Annotated in this window: 12 protein-coding genes, 1 other RNA gene and 1 pseudogene; 7 read left to right on the top strand and 7 right to left on the bottom strand. The window is 73.1% G+C overall.

The window, feature by feature from the left end:
• A partial coding sequence (locus tag UWG_RS29710; protein WP_016906754.1) for an APC family permease occupies nucleotides 1-955 on the bottom strand: 955 nt, incomplete at its 3' end.
• 279 nt (nucleotides 956-1,234) lie between these two features.
• On the opposite strand from UWG_RS29710, the gene UWG_RS0108390 reads away from it, so the two are divergent.
• Together UWG_RS0108390 and UWG_RS0108395 are read left to right on the top strand one after the other, a co-directional pair.
• Nucleotides 1,235-2,119 (top strand): Lrp/AsnC family transcriptional regulator, encoded by an 885-nt coding sequence (locus UWG_RS0108390; RefSeq protein WP_237720030.1) that lies wholly within the window; start codon nucleotides 1,235-1,237, stop codon nucleotides 2,117-2,119.
• Complete coding sequence (locus UWG_RS0108395) at nucleotides 2,116-2,433, top strand: glycerol-3-phosphate dehydrogenase C-terminal domain-containing protein (RefSeq protein ID WP_237720031.1); 318 nt, start codon at nucleotides 2,116-2,118, stop codon at nucleotides 2,431-2,433. The genes UWG_RS0108390 and UWG_RS0108395 overlap by 4 nt, the downstream gene beginning before the upstream one ends.
• Nucleotides 2,434-2,545: 112 nt before the next feature.
• Here UWG_RS0108395 and UWG_RS0108400 read toward each other — a convergent pair whose 3' ends face one another.
• Nucleotides 2,546-3,331, bottom strand: a complete 786-nt coding sequence (locus UWG_RS0108400; protein WP_016906757.1) for an SAM-dependent methyltransferase — start codon at nucleotides 3,329-3,331, stop codon at nucleotides 2,546-2,548.
• A 237-nt stretch (nucleotides 3,332-3,568) separates the two neighbouring features.
• Nucleotides 3,569-4,627 carry a YeiH family protein gene (locus UWG_RS0108405; RefSeq protein ID WP_016906758.1) on the bottom strand — a complete coding sequence of 353 codons (1,059 nt, stop codon included), beginning with the start codon at nucleotides 4,625-4,627 and terminating at the stop codon, nucleotides 3,569-3,571.
• 86 nt (nucleotides 4,628-4,713) lie between these two features.
• Between UWG_RS0108405 and UWG_RS0108410 the strand changes: the two genes are divergently transcribed.
• Nucleotides 4,714-5,622: a LysR family transcriptional regulator gene (locus tag UWG_RS0108410; RefSeq protein ID WP_016906759.1), complete on the top strand. Its 909-nt coding sequence runs from the start codon at nucleotides 4,714-4,716 to the stop codon at nucleotides 5,620-5,622.
• A gap of 70 nt (nucleotides 5,623-5,692) precedes the next feature.
• Here UWG_RS0108410 and rnpB read toward each other — a convergent pair.
• From rnpB to UWG_RS0108420, 3 genes and pseudogenes are all read right to left on the bottom strand, one after another.
• Nucleotides 5,693-6,104, bottom strand: an RNA gene (gene rnpB, locus UWG_RS31680) — RNase P RNA component class A.
• A 60-nt stretch (nucleotides 6,105-6,164) separates the two neighbouring features.
• Nucleotides 6,165-6,251: pseudogene (locus UWG_RS33010) on the bottom strand (AraC family transcriptional regulator); the annotation flags it as partial.
• Nucleotides 6,252-6,262: 11 nt separating this feature from the next.
• A complete protein-coding gene (locus UWG_RS0108420) occupies nucleotides 6,263-7,453 on the bottom strand; it encodes a lactate 2-monooxygenase (protein WP_016906761.1) in 1,191 nt (396 codons plus the stop codon).
• Between the two features lie 269 nt (nucleotides 7,454-7,722).
• Between UWG_RS0108420 and UWG_RS0108425 the strand changes: the two genes are divergently transcribed.
• Genes UWG_RS0108425 through UWG_RS0108435 form a run of 3 tightly spaced genes read left to right on the top strand, consistent with a single transcriptional unit; the run spans nucleotide 7,723 to nucleotide 11,408 of the window.
• Nucleotides 7,723-9,210 carry a multidrug effflux MFS transporter gene (locus tag UWG_RS0108425; RefSeq protein ID WP_016906762.1) on the top strand — a complete coding sequence of 496 codons (1,488 nt, stop codon included), beginning with the start codon at nucleotides 7,723-7,725 and terminating at the stop codon, nucleotides 9,208-9,210.
• A complete protein-coding gene (locus tag UWG_RS0108430; protein ID WP_016906763.1) occupies nucleotides 9,183-10,358 on the top strand; it encodes a serine hydrolase domain-containing protein in 1,176 nt (391 codons plus the stop codon). Before UWG_RS0108425 ends, UWG_RS0108430 begins: the two co-directional genes overlap by 28 nt.
• 54 nt (nucleotides 10,359-10,412) lie before the next feature.
• Nucleotides 10,413-11,408: a small ribosomal subunit Rsm22 family protein gene (locus UWG_RS0108435; protein WP_016906764.1), complete on the top strand. Its 996-nt coding sequence runs from the start codon at nucleotides 10,413-10,415 to the stop codon at nucleotides 11,406-11,408.
• A gap of 34 nt (nucleotides 11,409-11,442) precedes the next feature.
• Here the strand turns inward: UWG_RS0108435 and ddaH are convergent, their stop codons facing one another.
• The gene (ddaH, locus tag UWG_RS0108440) at nucleotides 11,443-12,252 is read right to left on the bottom strand and encodes a dimethylargininase (protein ID WP_337459921.1); all 810 of its coding nucleotides are present in this window, start codon (nucleotides 12,250-12,252) and stop codon (nucleotides 11,443-11,445) included.
• A 476-nt stretch (nucleotides 12,253-12,728) separates the two neighbouring features.
• Between ddaH and UWG_RS0108445 the strand changes: the two genes are divergently transcribed.
• A partial coding sequence (locus tag UWG_RS0108445; protein ID WP_016906766.1) for a bifunctional DNA primase/polymerase occupies nucleotides 12,729-13,096 on the top strand: 368 nt, incomplete at its 3' end.

Raw genomic sequence — 13,096 nt, forward strand, 5'->3', positions numbered from 1 at the left:
TGGCGTTGTGCAGGGCGAGCAGCGCCGCGAAGGCGCTGAGGAGCAGCAGGAGCGTGACGACCTCGCCGAACCACGAGACCAAGTACCGGTCGAAGAGCGTCAGTACGAGGTCGGCGGGGCTGTCGCCCGCCGCGCCCGCGATGTCGTCGGCGCCGTAGGCGGTCACGACGGCGAAGGCCATGGCGGCGTAGAACAGCCCGATGACCGCGACGACGACGTACGTGGCGCGTCGCACGGTACGGGCTCCGCCGGAGGTCTCCTCGGAGTAGATCACCGTCGACTCGAACCCCATGAAAGCGCCGAATATCAGCCCGTACATCGCGCCGTTCCCGGGGTCGAGCACCGCCGAGGGCGAGAAGGGCTCGAAGGAGAAGCCCGAAGGACCGCCGTCGAGGAAGATCGCGACGGCAAGGACCGTCAACGCCACCATTTCCAGAGCGAGGACGATGCTGAGCACCTTCGCGCTGGCGGTGATCCCGCGGTAGCCGAGGATGCCGACGAGCGCGAGGGCGACGGCGGCGTAGAGCCACCAGGGCGCGTGGATGCCGAAGAGCCGACTGGCGACGTCGCCGGCGTAGAGGCCGAGGGCTCCGTAGGTCGAGATCTGCAGCGCGTTGTACGCCATGACGGCGAGCAGGGCGGCGGCCGAGCCCGCCTCCTTGCCGAGTCCGCGCGTGATGATCGCGTAGAAGGCCCCCGTGTTGCGGACGTAGCGCATGGTCGTCGTCAACCCGACGGCGAACAGGCCCATGACGACGGCCGCCACCAGGTAGCCACCCGGCACCGCGGCTCCGCCGACGAAGAAGTGCAGCGGCATGACGGCCGCGACCAGGGTCAGCGGCGCCAGGGCCGCCATGGCGGTGAAGACGAGTTCCGGCAGGCTGAGCGCGTTGCGCGCCAGCCCGGTCTCGGTTTTCTGATGGTCCTTCGGGGGCGCCGCTGTTGCTTCTGGCACGGTCGGCTCCTCAGACAGGTCGGGCCGGAGTGCCGGGCGAGCGCGGAGCCAGTCCTGGCGACGACCCTCCGTCCGGCAGCGAGTTGGCGAGACCATATGGAGGGTCGGTTTATCTGGCAAGCAGTTCGCTCGTGGCCGCTGCGGAACGAGTCATGAATGGTTCGTAGGAGCAGCCGACAAGCGTTACTTCTGGCCGCAGTTGGAGATCGTCTGTATGTTTTGGCGGGCGGGAACTGCCAAACCGACTTCGAGGAAATTTCCGCGGGGGGCGTCATGGACATGGCCGACGAAGCCATCATTCAACTGCTGAAATCCGACGGCCGGCTCGCTCACCGCGAGATCGCCCGCCGGTCCGGGCTGTCCCGCTCCACGGTGGCGTCCCGCATGCAACGTCTGCTCTCCACCGGCGAAGTGGAGATACGGGGCGTCGTCCACCCCGCGGTGATCGGCCGGGGGTCCCTCGCCTATGCCAGCCTCACGGTCACCGGCCGTGCCGAGCCCGTTGCCGCCCGGATCGCCGCGCGCGACGACGTGCCCTTCGTTTCGCTGACCAGCGGTCAGGCGCCCGTCATCGCCGAGATCCGCGCCGGTTCAGCGCTGCAGATCGACGCGGTGGTCAGCGAACTCCGCTCCCTGCCCGGCGTCCGGGCCGTCGAGACGCTCCCTTACACCGAGGTGCTCCGCGACGTCATCGGCCCGGTCGGCGAGGTCACCCACGAGGTGGACGACGTCGACATCGCCCTGCTCCGCGCCCTCCAGGACGACGGCCGCGCTTCGTACGTGGACCTCGCCGACCTGGTCGACCTGTCACCGGCCGGCGTACGCCGCCGCGTCGTACGCCTCCTCGAAGGCGAGGTCCTCCGAGTCGGCGCCCTCGTCCGTCAGTCGGGGCAGGACCACCAACTCGCCATGGGCCTCGGTGTCCGCCTCGCCGGCGACCACCGCGAGGTCAGCCGCGCCCTGCTCGCCACACCGTCGATCGGCTTCCTCGCCCGCACCCTGGGCCGCTTCGACCTGCTGGCAACGGTGCGCACCTTCATGCACGGCCAACTCACCGAGACGTTGGAGAGAGTGCGCGCTCTCCCCGGCGTCAGCGACGTCGACAGTTGGAGCCATCTGCGTTTCGTGAAGGAGAGCTACGCGGTGGCGGAACTGGGGGGTTGAGCCCGAGGCGCGTCAGACGCTGCCGCAGTCTTGGCGCGGGAAGGAGCCCCCTGTTCCCGTACATCTGGGCAGAGGCGGTCCACGCAGTCCGCCACGAGGTGGCACAGACCGTGACCGACGTACTGGAGCGCCGGATCCCGGCACGGTTCCTCGACTCCCGGGCGGCCGCCTCCCTCGCGGACCAGGTGGGGAAGCTGCTGGCGGCCGAGCGTCGCGTTCCCGCGCACGAGGTCGAGCGCCAGGTCGAGCAATTCGTCGCTGACGTGCACCGCGAACGGGAGGCGCTCGGACTCGTGACGGGCGCCACGGCTTGAGAACTCTCAGCCCGTAACAGGCTCTCGGCGCGCTTTCAGGCCGGGTCGGGCGAGAGGTCCGGGCTGCCGGGAGGGGGACGCCGCGAGGGAAGGGGCTGCGATCACGCCGTTCTCACGGCTTGCGTGCGACGCCGGCGTACACGGAGACCTGCTCGTCGGGGAGGTCGGAAAGCTCCTCGTTGCGCCACCGGTGCGCCACCACCAGTCCGGGATCGAGGAGTTCGAGGCCGTCGAAGTACGGGTCGATCTCCTGGCGGGAGCGGAGCGCGGGGGTGGCGGTGCCCTCTCCGTACGCGGAGTTGAACGTCTCCACGGCCTCCGGGTCGGCGAAGTCGGACGAGCTGTGGGCGAGGACGAGGAAGCTGCCGGGGGCGAGGCTGTCCACGGTCCGCCGTACCAGGGTGGTGGCTTGGTCGTCGGTGAGAAAGTGCAGGAGGGCCACCATGGACACCGCGACCGGCCTGGACAGGTCGAGGGTGTCGGCGACCTCCGGGGCGGTGAGGACGTCCTCGGTACGCACGTCCGCCTCCATGTAGGTGGTCGCCCCCTCGGGGGTGCCGTTCATCAGGGCGGAGGCGTACTCGACGACGAGCGGGTCGTTGTCGACATAGACCACGCGGCTGTCGGGGGCTGTCTCCTGGGCGACCTGGTGCAGGTTGGGCTCGGTGGGGATGCCGGTGCCCAGGTCGAGGAACTGACGTATGCCGAACTCCCGGGCGAGGACGCGGGTCGCCCGGTGCATGAAGGCGCGGTTCTCCCTCGCACCGACCCTGGCGGTGGGTCCCAGGGAGAGCAGACGTTCCGCGGCCTTCTTGTCGGCGGCGAACCAGTCTTTGCCGCCGAGGAGGTAGTCGTATATGCGCGCCGAGTGGGCGTGTGTGGTGTCGATACCGTCCATGACGTCCCCCCTCGCAGGGCTCAACTGGTCTGTGTGGGTTGAGTGTTTATCACGGCGTGTGCGGCGGTGTCCCGTCGGCTGCTGGCCCGGCCGCTCGGAGAGACCGTCCCGGGCATCAGGGCTCACCTCGACCGGTGCGCAGCTCGGGATCGCGACCGTGGGTGTCGACGGAGCAGCGGTGATCCGGTAGCTGGTCGGCCGACGGGGCCGACCAGCCGCCGACCGCGACGGTCGGGTTCAACTCGCGAGGACGATTCCGACGTAGGCGAGGGTGGCCACGAGGAGGGTGGAGAGCGCCGCCAGGACGAAGGGCCTGACTCCCACTTCGATGAGGTTTCGGATCTTGACGCCGCAGCCGAGCCCGAACATGGCGGCCGCGAGCAGACCGGTCTGCAGCAGCCGGCCTGTCGTCAGCGCGGCCTCCGGCAGGGGTACGAACGAGCGCAGGAGCACCATGGCGAGGAAGCCGGCCACGAACAGCGGGACGATCGGCGGCAACTTCCCGCGCGAAGTCTGCCGGCCGGGTTCGGCGGTACGGCTGAGCCGGCGTTGCCGAACGCTGAGAGTCGCCACGACGGGGGCGAGCAGCAGCACGCGGGCGAGCTTGACGACGACCGCGGCGGTGAGCGCCCCACCGCCGATGACGCCCCCCGTGGCGACGACCTGAGCGATCTCGTGAATGGCCCCTCCCGCCCACATCCCGGCGCTTTCCCCGCCGAGCCCGAGCAGGTTCGCGGCCAGCGGCACGAGCGGGATCATCAGCGTTCCGAAGATCACTACGAGCGCGACGGCGGTGACCGTGTCCTCCTCCGCCTCGTCGTCCGGGTCGGTCACTCCTGCCGCTCCCGCCACGGCCGCAGCGCCGCAGACGGAGAACCCGCACGCGATCAGCAACGAAAGCCCGGGCGGAACCCCCAGCAGCCGCCCCAGGAGGACGGTGCCGAGCAATCCACCGGTGACGATGCAGGCGACGGCGAGCAGGATCGGGGTACCCAGGTCGCGGATGTCCGTCAGCACGAGCTGGAGCCCGAGGAAGACGATGCCCGCGCGCAGGAGTTTCTTCGCCGAGAAGTCGATGCCGGCCGAGGCGGTGGCCGGCATCCGCACGGCGTTGGCCAGGAGCACACCGAGCACGATCGCGATGATCAGCGGGCTGACGCCCGGCAGCAGCAGACCGAGCCCGTAGGACGCCCCGGCCGCGACGAGGCAGAGCACCAGCCCCGGCAGCAGAGAACGGAGCCGAACGAGCCGAGTGCGCTCCGCGGGCGCGGTCGCTTCGAACTGCGTATGAGTCATGCATCCACCGTTGCGCCGGGCATTGTGCACGGGTAGAGGCAGATGACGTGCAGGCCACAAGCTACGCTTGTGTCCGGAGGAGGAGGATGAGCAACGAGCCCGATCTGGAGGCACTGCGTGCTCTGGCGGTCGTCGCCGAGGAGAGCAGCATCTCGGCGGCGGGCGTGCGGCTGGGCGTGAGCCAGCAGGCCGTGTCCCTGCGCATCCGGGCCCTGGAGAGGGAGCTGCGTGTCCGGTTGCTCGTGCGCTCCGCCCGCGGCTCCCGTCTGACCCCGGCAGGCGAACTGGTCGTGGGCTGGGCGACGGCGCTGTTGGCGGCGGCGGACGAGTTCGCGAACGCCGTCGAGTCGCTCCGCACCGACCGCAGCAGGACGATGCGCATCGCGGCGAGTCTCACGATCGCCGAGCACCTCCTGCCGGAATGGATCGCCCGATGGCGGGGCGCTCTCGGTGACGACGGCCCGATCGGTCAGCTCACGGCGGCGAACAGCAGCGCCGTTGTCGAGGCCGTGCGTGACGGGACCGCTGACCTCGGATTCATCGAGACACCGACCGTCCCGGCGGATCTCGGGTCTGTCGTGGTCGCTCACGACACGATCGACCTCGTGGTACAGCGCGGTCACCGGTGGGTGACCAGCGCACCCGTATCGGCCCGCGAGCTGGCGAATACCGGCCTGGTGCTGCGCGAACTCGGCAGCGGCACCCGTCAGGCCCTGGAAGACGCCCTCACCGACGCGGGCTTCCCGCTGGCGGCCGAGCCCGTGGCCGTGCTGTCGACGACTCTCGGCGTCCGCAGCGCCGTCATGGGCGGCGTCGCCCCGGGCGCGCTGAGCTCTCTCGCGGTGTCCGACGACGTGCGCGCCGGCCGACTCGTACGCATCCCCGTCCGCGACTTCCGGATCTCCCGCCCGCTCACCGCGGTCTGGGCCGGGAAGGCCCCGCCGCGCGCCGTGCGGGAGTTCTTGGAGGCCGTTTCGCGGGATTCAGGGGGCTGAGCGGACGGCAGTTGGAGGGATGCGGGCTGTCACAGACCAAGGGTTCTCACCGAGGTGAAGCAGGCAGTGGCGGACGAGTCGGCCTGTACGCCGGGTTCTGTCTCCCCGTCGCCTCGCGGCGGCGGGGGAGGCGGCCATCCCTCTGGGGTCGGTGTTGCCACCGGCCTCGTGCGGTCTACCCGTGGACTCGGGCGGGCAGCCCTCGTGCATTCACGCAGGGTCGCGTACGCGGCCCCTCTTGACCTTGCTCCGGATGGGGTTTACCTAGCCGCCCAGGTCGCCCTGGGCGCTGGTGGTCTCTTACACCACCGTTTCACCCTTACCGGGTGCCGTACGGGTACGGCCCCGGCGGTCTGCTTTCTGTGGCACTGTCCCGCGGGTCACCCCGGGTGGGCGTTACCCACCATCCTGCCCTGTGGAGCCCGGACGTTCCTCGGCGGGCCCACGCGAGGTGGGTCCGACGCGACCGCCCGGCCGGCTCGTCCGCCGTGTCGACCATGGTACCCGGGGCGCGGGGGTCGTCGTCCCGGGTGCCCCGGGCGTCAGCCGAAGGCGCGGCGGTACGCCTGCGGGCTGACGCCCGTGACGCGGCGGAAGCGGTCGCGGAACGCGGTGGCCGAGCCGAAGCCGCCCCCGGGCGTCAGCACCACAGGTCGGAGGGCGTCAGCTCGTTCGGGGTGCGGTGGCCGGAGAGGCCCAGGGTCAGGTCGAGGTCGGCGAGGAGGCTGCGCAGCACGTGGCGGACGCCGTCCTCGCCCGCGTGTGCGAGGCCGTACGCGTAGGGGCGGCCGTAGAGGACCGCGCGGGCGCCGAGTGCGAGCGCCTTGAGGACGTCGGAGCCGGTGCGCACGCCGGAGTCGAAGAGCACCTCGGTGCGGTCGCCGACGGCGCGAACGACCTCGGGCAGCGCGTCCAACGCGGCGACGGCGCCGTCGACTTGGCGGCCGCCGTGGTTGGAGACGACGACGCCGTCCATCCCGGCGTCGGCGGCACGGCGCGCGTCGTCCGGGTGCAGGACGCCCTTGAGGACGATCGGTCCGTCCCAGTGCTCGCGGAGGAAGGGCAGCCGGTCCCAGGGGCGGTCGCGGCCGGTGAACATCGACACCCAGGCGAGCACCGCCGCCTCGGGGTTCTCCTCGGGCGGCTCGGCGAGCAGCGCGCGGAACGCCGGGTCGGAGAAGGGGATGGCGGTGCCGATGCCGCGGAGGAACGGGAGGTAGGACTGGTCGAGGTCCTGCGGGCGCCAGGCGAGCGTCCAGGTGTCCAGCGTGACGACGAGCGCGGAGTAGCCGGAGGCGGCAGCGCGGCGCAGGATGCTGACGCAGACGTCGTCGTCGTTGGGCCAGTAGAGCTGGAACCAGCGCGGGCCCTCGCCGTCCGCCTCGGCGACCTCCTCCAGGCTGTGGGAGGAGTGCGTGGAGAGCACCACGGGCACGTCGAGCGCCGACGCGGCGCGTGCGGTGGCCAGTTCGCCGTCCGGGTGGATGATCGACTGGACGCCGAGCGGCGCGAGCAGCACGGGGGCCGGTACGCGGGTGCCGAGGACGGTGGTCGACAGGTCGCGGTCGCCGGCGTCGGCGAGCATGCGGGGGACGAGCCGGTGGCGTTCGAAGGCGGCGCGGTTGGCGCGGTGGGTGGCGCCCGAGCCGGCGGAGCCCGCGAGGTAGCCGTAGGCGCCGCTGTCGAGCCGGGTGGAGGCCGAGGCGCCGAGCGCGGTGAGGTCGGTGGTGAAGGGCGGGACCTCGCCGACGAGGCCGTTGAGGTAGATCTCGTTCTGGTAGTTCCCGAACCCCGGCCCTGTGGTTGCGCCTTGGTCTGTGGACTCGCTCAACTCGGCTCCTCGCTCGCTCCGTTGCGTGGACGGCGCCGCGTCCGTGCGCCGGACCCGAACCTACTACCGGGTACGGACGGGCGGGGCACGGGTCGCCCCGCAGCGAGGTGCGAAGTCGGAAGGATACGGCCGTGCGCTGCGCCGACTGTCCGACTCCGCCTCTCCCGCACGGTGTTGCCCGGTGGACACCCTCCCGGCGGAAACGACCGAGCCGTGTCCGGCGGACTCTGGGAGACTGTGCGGTGCCGTAAAAACTTCAGGAGAGGTGCATGACCGACGCTCGCCCGCCCCGCCGCCCCGAGCCCTCCGCCGAGCACCGCCCCGCCGCGCCGGCGGACGCCGCGCGCGGCGGCGGGGAACCACCGGCGGGCGGGACGCCCCCGCCCGGCGCCCAACGCGGCGCGGCCGGCGGCGCGTTGGCGGACGAGCCGGAGGGCATATCCGCGCGGGCCCCGCGCGGGAGCGGCACCGCGCCGGGAGAGGACCGTACGGACGAGGCCGCGGCGCCGGTGGGGACCGAGGAGCCGACGGGCGGCGCCCGGGGAGGGAAGCGCGCGGGGCGCAGGGTCGGCCTGCTCGCGACCTTCGTCCTCGGCTGCCTGACGGCGCTGCCCGCGCTCTCGATGGACATGTACCTCCCGGCGCTCCCCGAGATCGGCGCCGGGCTCGGCACTGCCGCCTCGCAGGTCCAACTCACGCTCACCGCCTGCCTGATCGGCCTCGCGGTGGGGCAGCTCGTCGTCGGCCCGATGAGCGACAGGTTCGGGCGCCGAAGACCTCTGCTGATCGGCATGACGGGGTACGTCGTCGCCTCGCTCGCCTGCGTCTTCGCGCCCACGGTCGAGGTCCTCTTCGGGTTCCGGCTGCTCCAGGGGCTGAGCGGCGCCGCGGGCATCGTCATCGCGCGCGCCGTCGTCCGCGACACCTTCGACGGCCTGTCGATGGCGCGGTTCTTCTCGACCCTCATGCTCATCTCCGGGGTCGCGCCGATCCTCGCCCCCGTGCTCGGGGGGCAGGTGCTCCGCTTCACCGACTGGCGCGGGGTCTTCGTCGTCCTCACCGTGATCGGGTTCGCGCTCGTCCTCGTGGTGCTCCGCTGGCTCCCCGAGACGCTGCCGCCTTCGGCCCGGCACACCGGCGGCCTCGCCGACGCGCTCCGCACGATGCGCGCCCTCCTCGCCGACCGCGTCTTCTCCGGCTACCTCCTCGCCGGGAGCTTCGCCTTCGGCGCGCTCTTCTCGTACGTCTCGGCCTCGCCCTTCGTCGTGCAGGAGATCTACGGCGCCTCGCCGCAGACGTTCAGCCTCCTCTTCATGGGGAACTCCGTCGGGCTGATCCTCTTCGGGCAGATCAACGGGCGGCTGCTCGTCGGGCGGGTGCCGCTCGACCGGGTGCTCGCCTTCGGGCTCTGCCTCACGGGGTGCGCGGCGATCGGGCTGCTGGTGATGGTCTCGGGGGTCTTCGGGACGGTCGGTCTCGTGCCGCTCGCCGTGGGCCTGTGCGTGCTGATGTCGGGCATGGGGCTGGTGATGCCGAACGCCAACTCGCAGGGCCTGATGCGGACGCCGCACGCCGCGGGTTCTGCGTCGGCGCTGCTCGGTACGGCGCAGTTCCTCATCGGCGCCTGCGTCTCGCCGCTCGTCGGCGTCGCGGGGGAGGAAACGGCGCTGCCGATGGCGCTGGTGCAGCTCTCGTCGCTCGGGGTGGCCGCCGCCGCGTTCCTCGGACTGTGCAGGCCGTGGCGTACGCGCGCCTGAGGCGGGCGAGCGCGCCGGAGCGCGCGGGGCTCGACGGCGCCGTCCTCGCGGCGCTCGCCGAGGAGGCGGAGGGGCTCGCCGGGGACTGGGCGCCCGGTGTCGTCGTCGTGGCGGGGCGCGGGCAGTACGTCGCGCTGGAGCACGCCGCGGGGTGGGCGCTGCGGTACTCCGCGTGGGACCCGGAGGCGGGGCGCGGCGTCGAGCTGCCGGCGGAGCGCCGGCTCCCGATGCGTACGGACACCGTCTTCGACCTCGCCTCGCTCACCAAGCTGTACACGGCGATCGCCGTGCTCCAGCAGCAGGAGCGGGGGACCCTCGACCTCGACTCGCCCGTCGCCGCCTACCGGGACTCCGCGACCCCGCCCCCCGCCGACGGCTCGGCCGCGGCACGCGGCGCCACGCTGCGGCACCTCCTCACCCACACCTCGGGCCTGCGCCCCGAACTCCCGCTCTACGACCTGCCGCCCCAGCGCCGCCGCGGCCGCGTCCGGGACGAGGCGCCGCTGGAGCAGCCGGGCACCGCCCCGTACCGCTACTCCGACCTCAACCTCCTCCTCGTCCAGGACGTCCTCACGTCGGTGACCTCGCGCACGCTCGACGCCCTCGTCGCCGACGGCATCACACGGCCGCTCGGCCTCGCCGACACCTGCTTCCGCCCGCCGCGCGGCCTGCGGCGCCGCATCGCCGCGACCGAGGACCAGCGCCTCCCGTGGGCCAAGGCCGACCGCGGCCTCCTGCACGGCGCGGTCCACGACGAGAACGCGCACGCGCTCGGTGGCGTCGCCGGGCACGCCGGGCTCTTCGCCTGCGCGTGCGACCTCGCGGTGGTGTGCCGGACGTTGCTGAGCGGGGGCGCGTACGGCTCGGCGCGCATCCTCGCGCCCTCCTCCGTGGCGCAGCTGCTGGCGCCGCCCGGGCTGGGGTTCCAGGTCGATCAGCCGTGGTTCATGGGCGAGTTGGCGGGGCCGCTCAGCGGTGGGCGTGCCGCGGGGCACACCGGGTTCACGGGGACGAGCGTCGTCCTCGATCCGGAGACCGACACGTTCCTCGTCGTCCTCGCCAACACCGTCCACCCCGTCCGACGCGGCCCCGACAGCGCCCCGCGCGCCCGGCTGGGGACGCTGCTGGCGCGCGCGGTCCGGTCGTGAGGCGTACGCCGGGCGGGCGCGGGCGGCGCGCGCGGCGCTGACTACGATGCTCCGGTGATCGAGGAAGAACTCCGCGCCGCGCTCGCCGCACAGCTCGACGGGCTCTCGCCGCGGCAGGCGGCAGGCGCCGTCGAGCGGCTCATGTCCCACTACAGGGGACGCACCCGCCCGGGCACCCCGCTGCTGCGCGACGCCGCCGACGCCGCCGCCTACGCCGCGTACCGGATGCCGGCGACGTTCGGAGCCGTCGCCGCGGCGCTCGGGGAGCTGGCGGCGCGGGTCCCCGGCTGGGCGCCGGCCGACCACCTCGACGTCGGCGGCGGCACGGGCGCGGCCGTGTGGGGCGCCGCAGCGGTCTGGGGCGAGTCCTCGGGCACGCCGGCGCCGCGCTCCACGCAGGTGCTCGACTGGGCCGGGCCCGCACTGGAGTTGGGCGGCCGGCTCGCCGCGGCCTCCCGCTCGGGCGCCGTGCGGGGCGCCGAGTGGCGGCGGGGCGAGGTGCCGGGGGAGCGGCTGCCGGGTGCGCAGCTCGTCACCGTCTCGTACGTGCTCGGGGAGTTGGCCGACGGTGACCGCGCGGCCGTGGTGGACGCCGCGGCCGGTGCCGGACGCGCCGTCGTCCTCGTCGAGCCGGGCACGCCCGACGGCTACCTGCGGATCATCGACGCCCGCGACCGGCTCGTCGCGGCCGGCCTGCGGGTGGTGGCCCCGTGCCCGCACAGCGGCCGCTGCCCGCTCGTGCCCGGCGAGGACTGGTGCCACTTCGGCGTCCGCGTCCCCCGCTCGTCGATCCACCGGCGCGTCAAGGGAGGCGAACTGCCGTACGAGGACGAGAAGTTCAGCTATGTCGCCGCCGTCGTCCCCGAGCTCGCCGAGGAGCCGGGGCCGGCCCGGATCATCCGCCGCCCGCAGCTTCCCAAGGGCCAGGTCCTCCTCGACCTGTGCACGCCGGAGGACGGGGCACGCCGCACCACGGTGACCAAGCGCCACGGCGACGCCTACCGGGCCGCGCGCCGCGCCGCCTGGGGCGACGCCTGGCCGCACCGGTGAGCCGGGCCCCGATCGCGGGGCCCGGCACGGGAGTTCACCCCCTGATCTCGGCGGTGCAGCACTTGACGCTGCCGCCGCCCTTGAGCAGTTCGGAGAGGTGGACGGGGACGGGCTCGTAGCCGCGCAGGCGCAGCGGTTCGACGAGTCCGGACGCCTCCTGGGGGAGGAGGACGTGGTGGCCGTCGCTCACGGCGTTGAGGCCGAAGGCGCGGGCGTCCTCCGCCGTCGCGAGGAGCGCGTCGGGGAAGAGCCGCCGCAGGACGGCGCGGCTGCCGGGCGAGAAGGCGCCGGGGTAGTACATGATCTCGTCGCCCGCGAGGACGCAGAGCGCGGTGTCGAGGTGGTAGAAGGCCGGGTCGACGAGGTGCAGGCCGATCGCCGGGTGGCCGAAGTACTCCTGCGCCTCCTGCACCGCGAGCGGGTCGCTGCGGAAGCCGCGGGCGGCGAGGAGCCAGGAGGCGGTGGGCGCGAAGTCGCCTTCGCCCTCGTTGGTGTGCTCCGCCGGGCGCACCTCGGCGAAGCCGTGCGTGGTGTACCAGTCGTGGTGCGCGTCCGCCTCTTCCGCGCGCTCCCGGTGCGCGAAGCGCGCCCCGAGCACGCGCCCGCCGAGCACCGTCGCGCCGTTGGCGGCGAAGACCATGTCGGGCAGTTCGCGCCGCGGGGCGAGCTCCTCGACGGTGTGGCCGAGTGCACGGTAGCGCTCCCGCAGCGCTTCCCACTGCGCCACCGCGAGCGCGGTGTCCACGGGTTTGCCCGGGTCCATCCACGGGTTGATCGCGTAGGCGACGCGGAAGTGCTCGGGCGGGCACATCAGATAGCGCCGCGGTGAGTACCCCCTGACCAGTTCGGGCGAAGGCGCGGGAGCCGGGAAGGGGGTGAGTGCCGTCGCGGAGGTGGGCGACGACGTGAGCGGAGCGGAAGACGACGGGGTGGACAAGCGCAAGCCTCCTCGCTGGCGGGTGCACCGGACGGGGACATCCTGCGTCAGACGGCCCTCCGGGCGCGCCGGGTTCGCCGAGATACGGACGCCGAGTCGCGGAAAACGGTGAGCCACCGGTGAACACGGCGCCGTCGCACGGACGTCGGAGCGGACGCGGCCGCCCGGGAAGTTTTGCGGCCGGGACCGTGTTCCCTCCCCAAAGTCTGCGGCTGCCGGCCGCGGGCGCCCGGCAGCCGGTGCGTGCACCCCCCTCGGTGCGCCGTCCGGCGAAGAGGGAGGATAGCGGCGGGTCTTCGGTGATCTGCGGATTTCTCGGTGCGCCTGCGCCAGCCTGCGTACCCTCGTAAATCCCGGGTCCCGGTCGCGGAGTGAGGCGGTAGATGGAGAGTCACAGCAGGTTCGGGCAGTGGATGCGCCGCAGGGTGCGCGCCGGGAAGCACGGCCGCGAGGACGCCGCGGCCGACGAGGCGAGGGAGCGGACGCGACTCCTCCTCGGCGCCGCAGCGTCCGGGTTCCCCCTCGCTCTCGCGGCCCATCCCGAGGGGTACGGCTGCAGCTGCGTGCGGATCGGCTGCCCGACGCCGGGCCGGCATCCCGTCTCCTTCGGGTGGCAGACGCAGGCGACCGCCGACGCGGGGCGGGTGGAGCGCTGGGCGGCTCAGGAGCCGCTCGCCAACTTCGTCACCCCCACGGGCCGCGTCCACGACGTGCTCGACGTCCCGGTCGAGGCGGGCCGCGCCGCGCTGCG

Source organism: Streptomyces xiaopingdaonensis, from assembly GCF_000262345.1.
GTDB lineage: Bacteria > Actinomycetota > Actinomycetes > Streptomycetales > Streptomycetaceae > Streptomyces > Streptomyces xiaopingdaonensis.

What these genes read in the sequence shown, in the direction of transcription:
- UWG_RS0108425 (WP_016906762.1), top strand. Translation starts at nt 7,723, where the DNA reads ATGACCGACGCTCGCCCGCCCCGCCGCCCCGAGCCCTCCGCCGAGCAC.
- UWG_RS0108400 (WP_016906757.1), bottom strand. Translation starts at nt 3,331, where the DNA reads ATGGACGGTATCGACACCACACACGCCCACTCGGCGCGCATATACGAC.
- UWG_RS0108410 (WP_016906759.1), top strand. Translation starts at nt 4,714, where the DNA reads ATGAGCAACGAGCCCGATCTGGAGGCACTGCGTGCTCTGGCGGTCGTC.
- UWG_RS0108390 (WP_237720030.1), top strand. Translation starts at nt 1,235, where the DNA reads ATGGCCGACGAAGCCATCATTCAACTGCTGAAATCCGACGGCCGGCTC.
- UWG_RS0108405 (WP_016906758.1), bottom strand. Translation starts at nt 4,627, where the DNA reads ATGACTCATACGCAGTTCGAAGCGACCGCGCCCGCGGAGCGCACTCGG.